This is a genomic window from Methanolobus sp. ZRKC4 (assembly GCF_045291305.1).
Classification (GTDB): Archaea; Halobacteriota; Methanosarcinia; order Methanosarcinales; family Methanosarcinaceae; genus Methanolobus.
In genome coordinates, this window is record NZ_CP146983.1 from 1,367,700 (window position 1) to 1,382,893 (window position 15,194).

Genomic DNA, 15,194 nt, shown 5'->3' on the forward strand with positions numbered 1-15,194 from the left:
TAATGGTCTCCTTCAAGTCAGCTGTTACTGCCCTGATCCTGATTCAATTAAGTATTGGCATAGTGAACCTGACCGGCATATTTCCTGTTCAGGAGGATGTTGATGTTGTTCCACAACAAACGATCAATGATATGCGAGAGGACCTGAATCAAACCAGCAACGATGAAAACAATATCATTGATTACTTTGGAACACTTGGCAAGGTCGTTTACAGAGGTCTGTCTATGGCTGTCACATTTATCGGTTTCATCTTTACTGGAGTACCTACGATCCTGAAACTCTTCTACATCCCGGATGCCATTGCAGACCTGATAGGCTATGCGGTGGATGCCCTGGTGATCTTGGGAGTTGCATATAAACTGTTTAACAGAGGTGGATGATGTCGAACACTACGATACCAAGCTTCAACACAACGGGATTTAATGTCAGCAATTATCCCAGCATTATGAAATTCACCAATCTATCAAGCTATGATGCTTTCTTCACTCCTTTTACTGATGTCTGGATCAATCAGGTCTATGGTGATTGGTGGTGGCTCATAGTACTGTTTGTGACTGTAGGAATAACGCTGGTGAAATACCAGGAAGTATTTGCTCCGTCCCTTGTACTGTTGATAGTATCGGCTGTATTGACGAAGGCAGTGCCTGCGGAGGTGCAGGTCGTACTATATCTGCTCATGATCCTGGGATTACTGGGTGTTCTGTATGGATGGTTTGAGGGCCGTGGAGGATACTGATGTTTGTAATAGACGATAAAGGGGAGGCGAAAAGAGTTCGTAACGTGTCAGATATTGAAAAGATCAATAAAGAGCGATTGAATGTTTTTGATGAGAATGGCAAGATGCTTGCCAGGAAGATCTCAAAGAGTTTACTGATATCCAAGATGTTTGGAGGTAGATAAAATGCGTTTCATAAAACACTTTTTTAATGAACAGAAGAAGGAAAAAGCAATCAACAAGAAGCTAAAGACTGTAAAAGAGAACAAAGCCATAGCTGTAGAAAAAAAGCAGCTTGTGAATCTAGGCCTCTCAGAAGATGAAGCAGAGTTCAAGGCTCGTAAGAACTTGAAAAGAGCAAAGCAGAAAGAGACTGTCAATTCGGTTATCTCAGGCCTGAGCAATGCTGTAGATACTTTAGATATGGGCCCTGAAATACCAGCTAAGACACGACAACAAAAATCAAGTTCCAGGTCTTCAACTAAAAACAAATCGAAGAAAAAAGGAAGACCTAAACAAAATCAGCCTGGCCAAAAAGGTAGAGGAGGTTCAAATCCTTTGGAAATGGATCTTCCGGGGTTTGAGTTATAATCTCTATTTTAAATTGAAGAACATCCTCAATCTTGTAAATACTCCTCGTTGAACATCTTTGCCATGAGGACTACGTATGATATTAACAGAGGACCAATCACAATTCCCAGTAGTCCGAATAGGTTCAATCCGATTATCACTCCTATAATTGATTCAAGGGGGTGAATACTCCCGACTTTCTTCTGTATCAATGGCCGGAGGAAATTATCAACAGAACTAAGGAGTACACCTCCTATCAAAATGCCCAAAGCAGTAAAATAATCCTGTTGAATTAATTGAACTATTACTGCAGGTGCCCATATGAGTGTTGCACCGACTACTGGAAGGAAAGAGAGAAGAACTGCGACAAAGCCCCAGAGGAATGCACCCTCAACTCCAAGCAAAAGAAATGTCACTGTGAGTATTGTTCCCTGTACAAAGGCAATTATGCCCGAACTGATAAGTGTTGCATTAACAATGGACTTGAATTCATTTTTGAGGATTTCCGTATTCTTCCTGTTGAATGGTATTGCATTTTGAAGTTTAATTGAGTATGTTGACCCAACTCCTGTAAGCAGGTAGTACAGGAGGAAGTACATTATCACAAATTCAATAAGCCTTTGTCCCAGGCTTTGAATTGCATTTAAGAGCAGAATGCTAAAGAAATTGGCAGCTGATGCAATAACTTCTGTTATTTTATCTCGTATGCTAATCTCTACGGGTAATTTTTCAAGAGGCAGTTGATTGACATAGAGGCTTAATGAGTCTATATATTTAAGAATGGTATCCGTGTCAAACAGGATATTTTGCATCTGGAGGGCCACTATTGTTATGAGTATGTATAATGGGATCAATATTAAAATGACTGTTAGGAAGATGATCGTAAAAGCTGCTATGCTTTTGTTTAAGCTCTTTTTGTTTGTAAGGTATGTATATAGTGGTTTGAAGACCACATACAGTATGAATGCCCCGAAAAATGCATTGATGTAGGGGTAAAGGGCGTAAATAAGTACGGCTGCCATTACACTAAGCACCAGGAGTGCCTGTGGCATCTTGCCTGACTGTTTCATTACTTCCTTCATTATTGTCCCTGGTATTTAAGATTAATATCCATATATCGTTGTTATCTGATAACAACTATATCCTATTGGATAATTATTTTAGTCGATGGTATCAAAATATGTCGGCCTGTTTAGTAGAACTCTGGATAAGTGGAAGGAAGATGATGGTATCATAAATAGTGCCGCTCTTTCTTTCCATACAGTAATAGGCCTGCCTGCTCTTCTTCTTTTCACTCTGTTCTTAGGTAGTATTTTCCTGAAAGAGCAGATAATCGAGGCGGCCATCATTACGGATGTATCATTGTTTGCAGATGACGTTTCTATAAAAGCTTTGAATACGCTTTTCACACAGCTTTCTGTGAGCAACTCTCTTAGTGTTAGTGCTATTGTCAGTTTCTTGATATATCTATGGAGTGCAGGCAATATTTTCCTTCAGCTTCAAAAGATGATCAATAAAATGTGGGGTATGGAGTTTTCTAACAGAAACTGGCTTCATCGTTTTCTCCGTAAAAGGTTCTCAGCTCTTGTTGCAGCTCTTGCCTTTGGGATGCTTGTGGCCATGAGTACAGTATTTGAACTGATATTCTTTGTCATTTCTGATAATCTGGAAGCAACTCTTTCAATTTCTACAGGCGCTGTCAAATATGCAAGCTTTTTGATCAATTTTGCTACACTGATCGTTCTTTTCATGTACCTTTTCAGAATGCTTCCTGAGGCAAATATTGACTTAAAATATGTTTTTACAGGTTCACTACTAACAGTTATCTTGCTTACAATGGGCAAATATATGATGGGTATTTACCTATCATACAGTAATGTTGCTACAGTATACGGAACAATAGGTTCGATAATTGTCATTTTCCTTTGGGTCTATATGTCTTCTATTATTGTTACTTTCATGGCAGAATTCATAGGGGTCTATTCTGAATCCGATCGATAAAGACAATCTAATAATTGTGGATTCTGTATTTTATATAGTATATTTCTTTGTATAATTGGTGTGTTTTGCGGCTAGTGTGAATCTTTGTGATATTAATACTGCACAATCATACACTGGATTATCGGGTATAGTAGGCATGTATGATTTTTTATTAAATTTTCATACGTGTGTTTGGTTGCTTATTTTTCAACCTACATTTTAAATGTATGATAGGAACATATAATTATTATTCAATATTATATGTATGAAGGGAGTGCATAAAGTGAATTGGAGACAAATTGATTTTAAAAAATTAGTGATTTCAATCGCCTTATGTCAGATAACAGGCATACTTGGCGGAATCTTCACTTACAATTCCATATCTACGTGGTATGCATCACTTGTGAAGCCATACTTCGTTCCTCCGGGCTGGCTTTTTTCAGTGGTCTGGCCTCTCCTTTATCTTTTAATGGGTATTGCTTTTTATATTATATGGCAAAAAGGGTGGCAGATAAGAAAAGTAAGAACCGCAATGTACGTATTTAGCATCCAGCTATTTTTGAATTTACTCTGGTCCATTTTGTTTTTCGGACTTCGTTCTCCCTTCATGGGTCTAATTGACATCGTGCTTCTCTGGATAGTTATCGTATTGAATATTGTGCTCTTCTATAGGATCTCAAAACCCGCAGGTATGCTTCTAGTACCATACATCCTCTGGGTATCATTTGCAACTATGCTTAATTATTCGATAATGATATTGAACCTTTGAAGTTTACAAGGTTTGTTCATATAAGTCTGTGGATTAAAAATCTCTTTTATAGTATATCTCTCAGAGCATTAGCTGCCGCATATACGCTTCCAATACCGCCAATATAGTTTGCTATGCGAACAGCTTCCATTATTTCTTCTTTTGTTGCTCCTTCGTCCATTGCCTGCATTGCCAGTATCTTTACCCCATCCACAGCTCCGTGTTCAGCATCAAGTGCCAGGGCTATGAGGTACTTGTATTTTAGTGGAATGCTGCCTTGCGAAAGTGCATTTTCACGTGTTGCTTCTATTATATTAAAAAAATCGCTGTCTTTTTCCTGAATTATGTTTAGTGGGTGTCCTTCCATTATTTCTCCTCCTTTTATTTACACATAATCTTTTTTGTCTTGTATTTTGACCATAGGATATTGTGTTTGTCTTGTATTTTATTTTTTACCTTTATTTTTTGCTTTTGTCTGGTCTTTAGCTTCAAAATGCTTATATATGACCGTGGTCATTTATGACCATGGTCATTTATACTTGATGAACAAACGAGGTAGTATGTCCCTGCGAGAGAAAAAGAAACAGGAAACCAGAAATCGAATTTTTGATGTATCGGGTAAATTGTTCAAAGAAAAAGGTTTTGAGAACACCACAGTTGGCGAAATAACAAAAGAAGCTGGTATAGCTAAAGGCACGTTCTTTAATTATTTTCCAACAAAAGAATCACTTCTGTTTTACTTTAAAAAGCAAAAAGAGGAGCTGATCTTCAATATAGTGGAAACTCAGATGTCTTTGGATGTGCCTGCAAAGGAGAAGATCATGAATTTCTTCGTTCTCCTTGCAGAGAACTATGAAAAGGACAAGGAACTCACAAGACTATTGTTCTTTGAACATAAGCGGCTTACGATGGCTTCCAGTCAGCGTTCTGGTAAGAAAGAGCACGGTCATCAGAGGTTTATCGATATACTCTGTGATTTTCTCAAAGAGGGTATGCAAAATGGGGAAATCAGGAACGAAATTGACCTTAAAATCGCATCAGAAAGTCTGAATGCTATCTATTTCCACTCACTTATGATATGGTTACATTCGGATAATGATGACTCTTTTTCCAGGGATATATCAGCAAAGATCGATCTTTTATTCGAAGGAATCGGGGAATAAAAATGTTTGCAATTATAGTTGAAGATCTTACTAAGAAATTCGGTGATTTCACCGCCGTAAACAACCTTTCTTTTAACATAAAGAAAGGTGAGGTATTCGGTCTGCTCGGTCCTAACGGAGCCGGGAAAACCACTACCATGTCCATGCTTTCAACCATGCTCAAACCAAGTTCTGGAAAAGCATCTGTCAATGGATATGATATACTGAAAAACGAAGATGATGTCCGTAAATCAATTGGCATAGTATTTCAGGACCAGAGTCTTGATGAGGAACTTACAGCTTACGAGAATATGGATTTTCATGGAAGATTGTATCGTATTCCTAAGGACATCAGGCAAAAAAAGATAATGGAACTCCTTAAACTGGTGGAATTGGATGAGAAAAAAGACAATATTGTGAAAACATATTCTGGCGGTATGAGGCGGCGTCTGGAAATTGCAAGGGGACTGTTGCATGAACCAAAAGTTCTTTTCCTGGACGAACCCACCCTTGGCCTTGACCCACAGACAAGGAATCACCTTTGGGACTACATAGAGAAATTGAACAAAGAAAAAGGTATTAGCATTATTCTGACCACGCATTATATGGAAGAGGCTGACAAACTCTGCCATAGGATAGCCATTATAGATAAGGGTGGGATAGTGGCCATGGACACGTCTGAAAAATTGAAAAATGATATTGGAGGAGATGTAATCACTATAGTCTCTTCAGGACATGCTGATCTTTATTCAGTTGTTAGGTCCTTGCCGGAGATCGAAAGCATTGAGGTGCATGATTCCTCTCTCGTCATTGGTTTGCAAAATGCGGAAAAGCATGTTGCACAGATAGTCACTATGGCTTCAGAGAATGGTATTCCTATTGATTCGATATCCATTCATAAACCAACCCTTGAAGATGTGTTCCTGCATTTTACGGGTAGGAGTATCAGAGAAGAGGAAGCCAATGGAAAAGAACAGATGCGTATGATGAAAAGGGCAAGGAGATGATGGAATGGATATAGTTTACACTATATGGCTAAGGAATGTGAAACGATTTATTCGTTCAAAAAGCAGAATCTTGGGTAGCTTAGGTATGCCTGTGTTTTTCCTTCTGGTCCTTGGATTCGGCCTGAATTCCGTAGTCGTTCTTCCAGGTATGGAACAGGGATACATAGGCTTCATAATTCCGGGGATCATTTCCATGAGCGTTCTTTTCACTTCGGTGTTCTCAGGTATACAGATAATATGGGACAAGCAGTTCGGTTTTCTGAAAGAGACGCTGGTTGCACCGGTCTCAAGACTTGAGATCATGCTTGGTCAGACATTTGGAGGGGCTACCACAGCAGTAATACAGGGACTCATGATTTTTGTCCTTTCATTGTTCATGGGACTTAAGATTAGCAGTATCTCTGGATTTGCAATAGCAATTATTTTCATGGTGCTGATTGGGATATCATTCACAGCATTCGGGATTGCCATAGCTTCAAGAATGGATGATATGCACGGTTTCCAGCTCATAATGAATTTTGTGATCTTCCCGATATTCGGATTATCCGGTGCCTTGTTCCCCATCGACAGCCTGCCAGCAGGAGTCAGGTTCCTTACATTACTGGATCCTCTGACTTATGGAGTTGAAGGTATCAGGTATGGACTTCTCGGCAGTTCCCAGATAGATCCTGCAATAAGTTTTGTAGTCCTTTCAGGATTTACGGTAATGATGGTGGTAGTTGGTTCCTATCTGTTCAGGAAGATTAGTGTCTGATACATACATTAAACGGGTATGTTCAAATCTCTCTTATAATCCCGAAATTGTAATGCAATTAATATAAAAAAAGGTTGGGGGTCTAATATTCAGGCTCCCGGAGTATTTACGTTAGTTAGCTTTTTTTGTCCTTGGATGGTAAGGGTCAGATGGTGAATTTCATTGTATTGCAGCGTATTCTTCCGATAAAGTAATCAGAAGGTTCTATTTCTCATGTGGACTATAGTAGGTTTACAATCAAAAAACAGTTTAATTATTTTTAAAATACTTTCATATGCGTCTCTTATGGTGGAAAGTAATATTCCAGTACTTTTTTATATTAGTAACTTTATATTATGTATGACTCTGCAAGCTCTCTAATTTTACAATTGTGCAAGATGATTAGTAGAAGCTTGTTTACTGGTTAGAAGTGAGTTCATGAACAAATTATTGTTGTTTGATTGTGCTGGAAAACAGGATTCTATGCTCAAATCAAGGCTTGCGGAAATGGAATGTACGGTATTTTCATTATTAACATCAAGCTTAGTTAATCCTGATGATGTTCATGTCATGGGAAATGATAGTGTCTTTTACTCATACGATGAAATGGAGTTCAATGCAAAGTTTGATGCTCTGTTTACTAGCTCACTATTGAATAGCACTCTTTCCGAAAACATGGATGTTTCCCTATTTGGTGATGGGGAGTATGTTGGCAATATTATTACGGAGGGTTTGTGAAATGAAGGATGACTTTTCTATTCAAGAGAAAGCGCTGGACATAGCTTATGAGCATGCTCCAAATTTGATTTTGATAGTCGATCATAACTTTCGAGTGGAGCGCATCAATAGGATTGGCGTTGAAACCATAGGAAAGGACCCTAAGGATATACTTGGGTTCGCATTAGGGACTATATTTTCATGTGTCAATTCATTTGGAGGGGATGGGTGTGGCACAAATCATAATTGTGTTACCTGTTCTATTCGTGCTATCATTGCTGAGTCATTTAGGTTAGGTTCTGATTTTCATAAAATTGAAGGAAGTATGGATACTCTTAGTGATGATGGTGTTGTTTCAATTCATAAATTCCTGGTTTCTACTGTATATGTGAGTTCACAGGACAATGATAAAGTTCTTTTGTACCTTGATGATGTTACTGAGCGAAAAAAAGCTGAAAAGACCATAAAGGAAAGTGAGGAACGTTTCCATGCCCTGTATGAGAATATACCGGGTGGAACAATGATAATCGGCAAAGATTATACTATAGAAGATGTAAACCAGCGGACCTGTGAGGTTACCGGGTACGAAAAGGAAGAATTGATCGGCCAGTCCTGCGATATTTTATTTCCCGGATGCTCATTATCCAGGCAATGTCCCTTATCAGAGGATGATCTTGATGGTGTCCAGTGTATGGATACGACTATCATATGCAAGGATGGCACAAAGGTCCCGATACTAAAAAACACAAAGAAGATCTTCATTAATGGGGAAAAGTATATCCTGGGGATTTTAGAGGACATATCTGATTTGAAAGAAGCAGAAAGGGCTACAGCCGATGCAATGTTCCTTGCTGAAGAAGCAAACAGGATCAAAAGCGAGTTTATTGCAAACATGAGTCATGAGCTTCGAACGCCTTTGAATGCCGTAATTGGTTATTCTGATCTTTTGCTAGAAGAGTCCTTTGGGGTGCTCGGTTCGCAGCAGAAAAAGTCCTTAAATCATATTTCTAATAGTGGGAGGCATCTCTTGAAATTGATCAATGACATTCTTGATATCTCAAAAGTAGAATCTGGAAAAATGGAATTGTATTATGAAGATTTCTTTGCTAGTGAAATGTTCATGACAGTCTTGAATATCATTTCTCCTCTTGCAAGGAAAAAGAACATAAAACTTGAAAGTTCTATTGTTCCTGATAACTTATTAGTAAATGCTGACAAGATCCGGTTCAAGCAGATATTGTTCAATCTTGCAAGCAATGCAGTGAAGTTTACTTCGGATGGCGGTTCTGTTCTATTAAAGGCACACAAAAGGGATGATATAATGAAGTTCTCCGTGATTGATACTGGTATAGGCATCTCATCTGATGATGTTGGTAGGTTATTTCTTCCTTTCCAGCAAATCGATTCTACTATTTCAAGAGAATATGATGGTACAGGCCTTGGACTATCACTTGTAAAAAAATTCGTTGAAATGCATGGCGGGATGGTGTCAGTTGAAAGTGAGCCTGGCCAGGGTAGTAACTTCAGTTTCAGTATTCCTCTGGGTGACAAACACTAGTCTTTCCTAAGCCAAAAGTTCTTTGTCGAAATTCTCGATAAGGGCATTCATTTTATGGTACCATTCGTCAACGGTCCTTTTTATCATTAGTTTTACTTTCTGGGGCTCGATGGCGACATACTCGTAGTAGTAACCTCCGATATCAATGGATTTTGTTTCCCTGTATACCAGTCCTGCTGAGATCAGATTCTGCAGGGAGCGATAAGCTGTGCTTCTTTCTCTTTCAAGTAAGTCTCCCAACTGCTCTGCTGTCATAGGTCCGTTTTCAAGAAGTTTTTTGTAGGTACTTATGTCAAGTTCTTTCAGGCCAAGAACACATTTGGCCATATCTTCGCATTTGCAGTCGGCTCTTAACATTTCAGGAATTGAACTTGCCATGTTTTTTCCTCAGATATTTTATAATAAGTTTTAATGATGATGATGATGATGATGATTGTACAATTTGCACAAAACCGCTTAAAGATTGCGTCAATTATATATATAGTTTGCCGGAATACTCCTCTTCTTGACTCCCATAATACCTGAGAATGAACGTTCCGATAAGCCTTTGGATACTGCTGACCTGATCTATCACCCTGACATGATACGTGCCAATGAATGGGTGCTCAATGAATACGAAGCTCCTCATAGGGATGTGTGTATCTTTGTTCCCTGTTCCAAGAAGAAACCGTATCATGAAAGCCCTTCGCATAAGATATTCGACAGGTTGATTTTTAGTATCCTGAAACCCGAAGATGTACACATAGTTGTTTTCGGGACATGTGGGGTAACTCCCAGGGAGTTAGACACGGAATATCCTTTCATGGATTATCAGTTCATAATGGGAAAATGTAGTGTGGCAACGGTAAAACGTGATTTTATTAAGATGGAAAGTGAGCGTCTGGCAACTTATCTCGAAAAGACCCGGGACAATTATAAGCATCGAATAGCCTATTGCATCGGGGATTTCAGGAAAGCAATGGAAAAAGCGCTTGAAATGACTGATGTTGAGGTAGTGCTTGTTCCAAAGGAATATACGGTCAACGCACATGTCCAGCCGGGGAAGAAATTCATTTATGGAAGTCTTAATCAGGCAAGTTATCTTCAGGACTTTTCAAATTCAATTGCAACCATTATCGGAAAAGAGTCAAAGAATCCTGATTTTGATGATGGCGAAAAAACCAATGACAATGATTGGTATTTATTGTAAAACTTATTTTGTAACTATTCAGCCTGATAAAAACGCTATCAATAACAATCTTGACAAAAAGTTGAAACGTAAATTTCATTAGGATCATTTATTTTGATTGTTGCTATTGATTGCTTTTTTGATTGTTAGATTGTTAGTGAGCAGACATCTCTATTTCGATGAAATCAGTACCAATAGGCAAATCGTGCCAGGCTGAATAGTTACCTTATTTTTAAAAAGAAATGAAAACGTGGCTTCAATTGCCACTATTATTCAAGGTATGGGGATTGTGCCAGAACGGACATGCCATTATCCGATATATTAAGGACACGTACTTCATTGATTGTGCCGGAACCTCTCATCTTCATAACATAAATAGATCTCTGAAGATTGTTTCCTGCAACTATGCGTCCAAGTTTTATAACAGAATCCGCTCCGTATTCAACCATTTCGTCAAGGCCATACATTGCTCCTACGGTGATGACTGATGTAACCTCATGTTTACGGAATACGCTGAAAACATCGTCAATAAGTGTCCTGAGCTTGTAGTTGGATTCAATGGCCAGAAAGAGTGCCTCGATAGAATCTATGAAAATACGTGTTGGTTTTGCTTCCTCAATCTTGCTTTCTACAAGCTTCTTAAAACTCTTGATAAGTTCTGATGGTGCTATTTCAACACTTTTCTGAAGGCGGAGGCTGGGGTCAGTAATGTCGACAAAAGTGAGCTTTCCTTCCTTGACATACTCTTCAAGGTCCCAGTCAAAAGATGTCTTCATTTCCCTTACAATTGATTTTGATTCTTCGGAAGTGATGATACACATGACATTCTCGCCGTTCTTTACTCCTTCAACGAGAAATTGTGTTCCGAAAATTGTCTTACCTGTACCGGAGTCTCCGGAAACTACATTCGCAGTGCCTGCAAAGAATCCCCCGCGAAGCATTTCATCCAGTCCAGGTATCCCGGAATTAACTCTCTCTGATGGGTCGGCATCTGTCATATTAAACCACCTGTTAGTGTATATTAAATATCTAATTTATAATCCCAAACTTCTTGAATATAAGGATTCGATATATACTTTCACTCAAAAGTATATGATGATTATCACTAGTACTTTCTTGAGCATAGTTTATTATGTTATCCTAATATAAAAACGCACGTATTTAATTTTATTTGCTAGCATTACTTACTCTCTCATAATTCAAAAAGCAACTAGGCGTGAACTATTTGTATTATTGAAACCAAGTGCGTACTTATAAAAAAGATACAGGATGCTGTTTGTTTTATTCACGGAAGATTATTATGAAATCAAGAATGGATTTGAACAAAGATAAACAAGAATTACTGGATGATCTTATTTCTGGTAAGATTTCTTTTCATAAACTGGATAGTCTGACGGACAAACAGACTGCTGTTATGATCAGGAGATATGCTCTTGAGAAAACTTCCGGATTTAATTTTGATCATATACAGAATTTCTCAATAGATGTTGAAGATGCAGGCAAAAGAAATATAGAGAACATGATCGGAGCTATTCAGATTCCCTTGGGGGTAGCTTCTCCGTTAAAAGTAAACGGTGAGTTTTCGGATGGTATATTCCAGATACCGCTTGCCACTACCGAAGGTGCATTGGTTGCCAGTGTGAATCGTGGCTGCTCGGTAATCACTAATTCGGAAGGGACAGACGTACGCATTTTCCAGGACCAGATGACAAGGGCTCCGGTCTTCAAGCTGGATAATGTGGTTAAGGCAAAGGAGTTTGCAGAATGGGTAAAAAGACCTGATATATTTGCCCAGATGAAAGAAAAGGCCTCTGAAACCACAAGGTTTGGAATACTTCTTGATGTCGAACCTTATGTTACCGGAAACACTGTTTATCTGCGTTTTTCATATGATACCAAGGATGCAATGGGCATGAACATGGTGACTATTGCAACCGATACGTTGACAACACTGATCGAGGATGAGTTTGGTGCCATACCTGTATCCCTTTCGGGTAATATGTGCATTGATAAGAAGCCGGCTGCAATTAATACTATCCTAGGAAGGGGAAAGACTGTTGTTGCGGATGTCACAATACCCGGAGAGATTGTCAGCAAGCGTCTCAAGTGCAATCCTGAGACAATGGTGGAGGTCAATTACAGGAAAAATCTCCTTGGCTCTGCACGCTCCGGTGCCCTGGGATACAATGCCCACGCTGCGAACATAATCGCGGCAATGTTCATCGCCTGTGGCCAGGATGCGGCTCATGTGGTTGAAGGCAGTACAGCTATTACAACAATGGAACTCACAAAGTATGGGGATCTTTATTGCTCGGTAACCCTCCCGGCCCTACCTGTAGGTACTGTGGGAGGTGGTACAGCTCTTGGTCCGCAGACTGACTGCCTGAATCTTCTGGGCGTGAAAGGCTCGGGTACTCCTCCGGGCACTAACTCCAGGAAGTTTGCAGAAATAGTAGCCTCAGCAGTGCTGGCCGGTGAGATATCACTCGTAGGTGCACAGGCAGCCGGACATCTTGCCAGGGCGCATGCAGAACTTGGCCGATAAAAATATTAAATTACCGTTACAAAGGGATTTTCTCTGTATCCCTTTGTAATAATTCTACTTTTTCCGGTCAAGGAAGTAAGCAATTGCAAAGAATCCAATTGCTGCAAAAATAAGAATTATCCAGTTTGATTTTTTGCTGTTGTCTATTTCAGGAATATCTGATTCATTCATTCCGTCTTCTTCTGCCTGGTCAGGTGTACTTGCCAGAAACATCTCGTCATTTTCATTTGAATCAGCATCTTGCCTGATGTTAGATGTGGACACTTCATCTTGTATCGGAATATTGTTGAACCCATTTTGAATATTATCATCTGCACCGGTTATAGTTATTATCGAATCAAATGTTGTTGCTGGTAATTCTTCTCCCCGTTGGTTCCCAAGCACGAGATTTGTGATTCTGAGCTGACAGGGGCCATTTTTTGATTGTGCCTCGAGCGTGACCGTGCAGAAGATGCCTTCATCTGTGACACCTTCTCCCTTAATCAGTGAGCTGTATATCTGTGAAACCGTTCCTGTTGATTTGCTGATGGTTCCAGGGTTGAATATCACTGGTGCATCACTATTTGCAAAAAAACTTCCTTCTTCAATGCTATTGATGGCTACAAGAGAGCTATCGTATGTAAGGTCAAATTGCAAACCATAGATCGGTGTGTCCGGTTTGATATAAATATCAAATTCAAAAGCTTCTCCTGATTTCACTTCTTGTGCAGAAGGAATTATGTTGACACTCGTGGCTGCAATTGCCATTCCTGAAAAAAATATAAGGTATGATGCGATAAAGATTGCATATATTACAATCTTTGTTGGTGATTTTCGCATGTACGTTTTCCTGTTTTATTCCAGTTTATTTTTTGCTTTTTTCAGCAATTTGGAACATTCATTCATTTTCTCTGCTGCCATTTTTATATCTTCAGCTATTTCCTTATAGCCTGCTGTCTCGATTTTTGTAGCCCATTCGCTGAAACTCTCACTGTGGCTTTCGTTGTGTTCTATCCAGTGTCCAATAAGATGTTCAAGTTTTGGCTTATCAAGTTCCATTATAATATCTCCGGATATATTTTGTTATTTTTAAATTTCACGAGGGTCAGTAATCTCACCGGTAAGTGCAGAGGCAGCTGCAGTCGCAGGTGATGCAAGATAAATGTAGCCACCGGTTCCCATTCTTCCTTTGAAGTTCCTGTTGGCTGTTGAAATGCATACTTCATCTTTACCGATAACTCCCATATGGCCTCCAAGACATGGCCCGCATCCTGGTGAGCCAATCGTAACTCCGGCTTCCAGAAGAATCTCTATTGTACCGTTTCTGACGGCCTCTATTAGAATATTACGTGATGCAGGTATTGCAATAGTTCTGATGGCAACCTTTTCTCCTTTGAGGATGGATGCGGCAACTTCAAGGTCCTCAAGTCTGCCATTGGTACAGGTTCCTATAAATGCCTGATCGAGTTTTGTAGGTTTGATGTCAGATATATCGCTAACATTGTCAACCTGGTGCGGGATGGCAATTTGCGGTTCAATTTCATTTGTATCGAAGTCGTATTCTTTTGAATAGACTGCATCCTCATCAGCGTAAACCGAATCGTATTCAACGGCTGCAATATCTTCAATAAAATCAAAGGTTGTCTTGTCAGGGGGAATTATGCCTGCTTTTGCTCCCATTTCAATTGCCATGTTAGAAAGGGTCATCCTGCCTGACATGGAAAGGGCGTCTATTGTGCTTCCATAGAACTCGGCAGCCTTGTAGGTTGCACCGGCAATTCCAAGGGTGCCTATTATTTTGAGTGTAAGATCTTTTGCATATACTCCCTTGTTGAATTTACCTTCAGCATTTATCCTGATACTTTCAGGTACCTTGAACCATAGTTTTCCGGCTGCAAAAATTTCTGCCATGTCCGTGGCTCCGACACCGGTTGCAAATGCTCCGAATGCTCCGTAAGTGCAGGAATGTGAGTCTGCTCCGACGATGAGTTTACCTGGCAATGCAAATCCATTCTCTGGGAGCAATTGGTGGCATATACCTTCGCCTATATCGTAAAAGTTTTTGATGCCCTGATCTTTTATCCATCCGCGGATATCATGCTGTAATGCGGCAGTAGTATCTGTATTTGCAGGTGTGAGGTGGTCAAATGGTATTATTATTTTTTCAGGGTTCCATACTTTATTTTCTTCCATTTCCCTGAAAGCTCTTACAGCAAGGATGCTTGTTCCATCATGTGCCATGGCAAAATCTACATCGGCTATAACAAAATCGTTCGCCTTCGCTTTTTTTCCTGATGCACGGCTGAATATTTTTTCACTTATAGTGCTCAAA

At 39.5% G+C, this 15,194-nt stretch carries 20 protein-coding genes; 13 read left to right on the forward strand and 7 right to left on the reverse strand.

Features of this window, described 5'->3' with window-relative positions:
* The first annotated feature begins 2 nt into the window (after nucleotides 1-2).
* Genes V7O67_RS07175 through V7O67_RS07190 form a run of 4 tightly spaced genes read left to right on the forward strand, consistent with a single transcriptional unit; the run spans nucleotide 3 to nucleotide 1,306 of the window.
* The gene (locus V7O67_RS07175) at nucleotides 3-380 is read left to right on the forward strand and encodes a hypothetical protein (RefSeq protein WP_342305531.1); all 378 of its coding nucleotides are present in this window, start codon (nucleotides 3-5) and stop codon (nucleotides 378-380) included.
* Nucleotides 380-736 carry a hypothetical protein gene (locus V7O67_RS07180; protein ID WP_342305530.1) on the forward strand — a complete coding sequence of 119 codons (357 nt, stop codon included), beginning with the start codon at nucleotides 380-382 and terminating at the stop codon, nucleotides 734-736. The genes V7O67_RS07175 and V7O67_RS07180 overlap by 1 nt, the downstream gene beginning before the upstream one ends.
* A complete protein-coding gene (locus tag V7O67_RS07185; protein ID WP_342305529.1) occupies nucleotides 736-900 on the forward strand; it encodes a hypothetical protein in 165 nt (54 codons plus the stop codon). Before V7O67_RS07180 ends, V7O67_RS07185 begins: the two co-directional genes overlap by 1 nt.
* Nucleotide 901: 1 nt before the next feature.
* Entirely contained in the window at nucleotides 902-1,306 is a 405-nt protein-coding gene (locus tag V7O67_RS07190; protein WP_342305528.1) for a hypothetical protein, read from the forward strand.
* A 26-nt stretch (nucleotides 1,307-1,332) separates the two neighbouring features.
* Here the strand turns inward: V7O67_RS07190 and V7O67_RS07195 are convergent, their stop codons facing one another.
* On the reverse strand, nucleotides 1,333-2,367 hold the full coding sequence (locus V7O67_RS07195) for an AI-2E family transporter (protein WP_342305527.1): 1,035 nt from the start codon (nucleotides 2,365-2,367) through the stop codon (nucleotides 1,333-1,335).
* A gap of 85 nt (nucleotides 2,368-2,452) precedes the next feature.
* Here V7O67_RS07195 and V7O67_RS07200 point away from each other — a divergent pair, with 85 nt between their 5' ends.
* Together V7O67_RS07200 and V7O67_RS07205 are read left to right on the forward strand one after the other, a co-directional pair.
* Entirely contained in the window at nucleotides 2,453-3,286 is an 834-nt protein-coding gene (locus V7O67_RS07200) for a YihY/virulence factor BrkB family protein (RefSeq protein WP_342305525.1), read from the forward strand.
* Nucleotides 3,287-3,548: 262 nt separating this feature from the next.
* Entirely contained in the window at nucleotides 3,549-4,034 is a 486-nt protein-coding gene (locus V7O67_RS07205) for a TspO/MBR family protein (protein WP_342305524.1), read from the forward strand.
* Between the two features lie 46 nt (nucleotides 4,035-4,080).
* Here the strand turns inward: V7O67_RS07205 and V7O67_RS07210 are convergent, their stop codons facing one another.
* Entirely contained in the window at nucleotides 4,081-4,380 is a 300-nt protein-coding gene (locus tag V7O67_RS07210; protein WP_342305522.1) for a carboxymuconolactone decarboxylase family protein, read from the reverse strand.
* 175 nt (nucleotides 4,381-4,555) lie between these two features.
* Here V7O67_RS07210 and V7O67_RS07215 point away from each other — a divergent pair, with 175 nt between their 5' ends.
* From V7O67_RS07215 to V7O67_RS07235, 5 genes are all read left to right on the forward strand, one after another.
* Nucleotides 4,556-5,176, forward strand: coding sequence for a TetR/AcrR family transcriptional regulator (locus V7O67_RS07215; RefSeq protein ID WP_406671339.1), 621 nt, complete (start codon nucleotides 4,556-4,558; stop codon nucleotides 5,174-5,176).
* 2 nt (nucleotides 5,177-5,178) lie between these two features.
* A complete protein-coding gene (locus tag V7O67_RS07220) occupies nucleotides 5,179-6,162 on the forward strand; it encodes an ATP-binding cassette domain-containing protein (protein WP_342305520.1) in 984 nt (327 codons plus the stop codon).
* A 4-nt stretch (nucleotides 6,163-6,166) separates the two neighbouring features.
* Nucleotides 6,167-6,916 (forward strand): ABC transporter permease, encoded by a 750-nt coding sequence (locus tag V7O67_RS07225; RefSeq protein ID WP_342305519.1) that lies wholly within the window; start codon nucleotides 6,167-6,169, stop codon nucleotides 6,914-6,916.
* Between the two features lie 417 nt (nucleotides 6,917-7,333).
* The gene (locus V7O67_RS07230) at nucleotides 7,334-7,633 is read left to right on the forward strand and encodes a hypothetical protein (RefSeq protein WP_342305518.1); all 300 of its coding nucleotides are present in this window, start codon (nucleotides 7,334-7,336) and stop codon (nucleotides 7,631-7,633) included.
* 1 nt (nucleotide 7,634) lies between these two features.
* Nucleotides 7,635-9,170, forward strand: a complete 1,536-nt coding sequence (locus V7O67_RS07235; protein WP_406671340.1) for a PAS domain-containing sensor histidine kinase — start codon at nucleotides 7,635-7,637, stop codon at nucleotides 9,168-9,170.
* Between the two features lie 6 nt (nucleotides 9,171-9,176).
* Here the strand turns inward: V7O67_RS07235 and V7O67_RS07240 are convergent, their stop codons facing one another.
* Entirely contained in the window at nucleotides 9,177-9,548 is a 372-nt protein-coding gene (locus tag V7O67_RS07240) for a helix-turn-helix domain-containing protein (protein ID WP_406671341.1), read from the reverse strand.
* Nucleotides 9,549-9,675: 127 nt separating this feature from the next.
* Here V7O67_RS07240 and V7O67_RS07245 point away from each other — a divergent pair, with 127 nt between their 5' ends.
* Nucleotides 9,676-10,359 (forward strand): DUF5591 domain-containing protein, encoded by a 684-nt coding sequence (locus V7O67_RS07245; RefSeq protein WP_406671342.1) that lies wholly within the window; start codon nucleotides 9,676-9,678, stop codon nucleotides 10,357-10,359.
* A 248-nt stretch (nucleotides 10,360-10,607) separates the two neighbouring features.
* On the opposite strand, the gene V7O67_RS07250 is transcribed toward V7O67_RS07245, so the two are convergent.
* A complete protein-coding gene (locus V7O67_RS07250) occupies nucleotides 10,608-11,336 on the reverse strand; it encodes an RAD55 family ATPase (protein WP_406671343.1) in 729 nt (242 codons plus the stop codon).
* Nucleotides 11,337-11,638: 302 nt separating this feature from the next.
* On the opposite strand from V7O67_RS07250, the gene hmgA reads away from it, so the two are divergent.
* A complete protein-coding gene (gene hmgA, locus V7O67_RS07255; protein WP_406671344.1) occupies nucleotides 11,639-12,883 on the forward strand; it encodes a hydroxymethylglutaryl-CoA reductase (NADPH) in 1,245 nt (414 codons plus the stop codon).
* 54 nt (nucleotides 12,884-12,937) lie between these two features.
* Here hmgA and V7O67_RS07260 read toward each other — a convergent pair whose 3' ends face one another.
* The 3 genes from V7O67_RS07260 to V7O67_RS07270 are packed head-to-tail and all read right to left on the reverse strand — an operon-like array spanning nucleotide 12,938 to nucleotide 15,193.
* Nucleotides 12,938-13,702, reverse strand: coding sequence for a cohesin domain-containing protein (locus V7O67_RS07260; protein ID WP_342305511.1), 765 nt, complete (start codon nucleotides 13,700-13,702; stop codon nucleotides 12,938-12,940).
* 15 nt (nucleotides 13,703-13,717) lie between these two features.
* Nucleotides 13,718-13,921: a hypothetical protein gene (locus V7O67_RS07265; protein WP_342305510.1), complete on the reverse strand. Its 204-nt coding sequence runs from the start codon at nucleotides 13,919-13,921 to the stop codon at nucleotides 13,718-13,720.
* 30 nt (nucleotides 13,922-13,951) lie between these two features.
* On the reverse strand, nucleotides 13,952-15,193 hold the full coding sequence (locus V7O67_RS07270; protein ID WP_342305509.1) for a 3-isopropylmalate dehydratase large subunit: 1,242 nt from the start codon (nucleotides 15,191-15,193) through the stop codon (nucleotides 13,952-13,954).
* Between the last annotated feature and the right edge of the window lies 1 nt (nucleotide 15,194).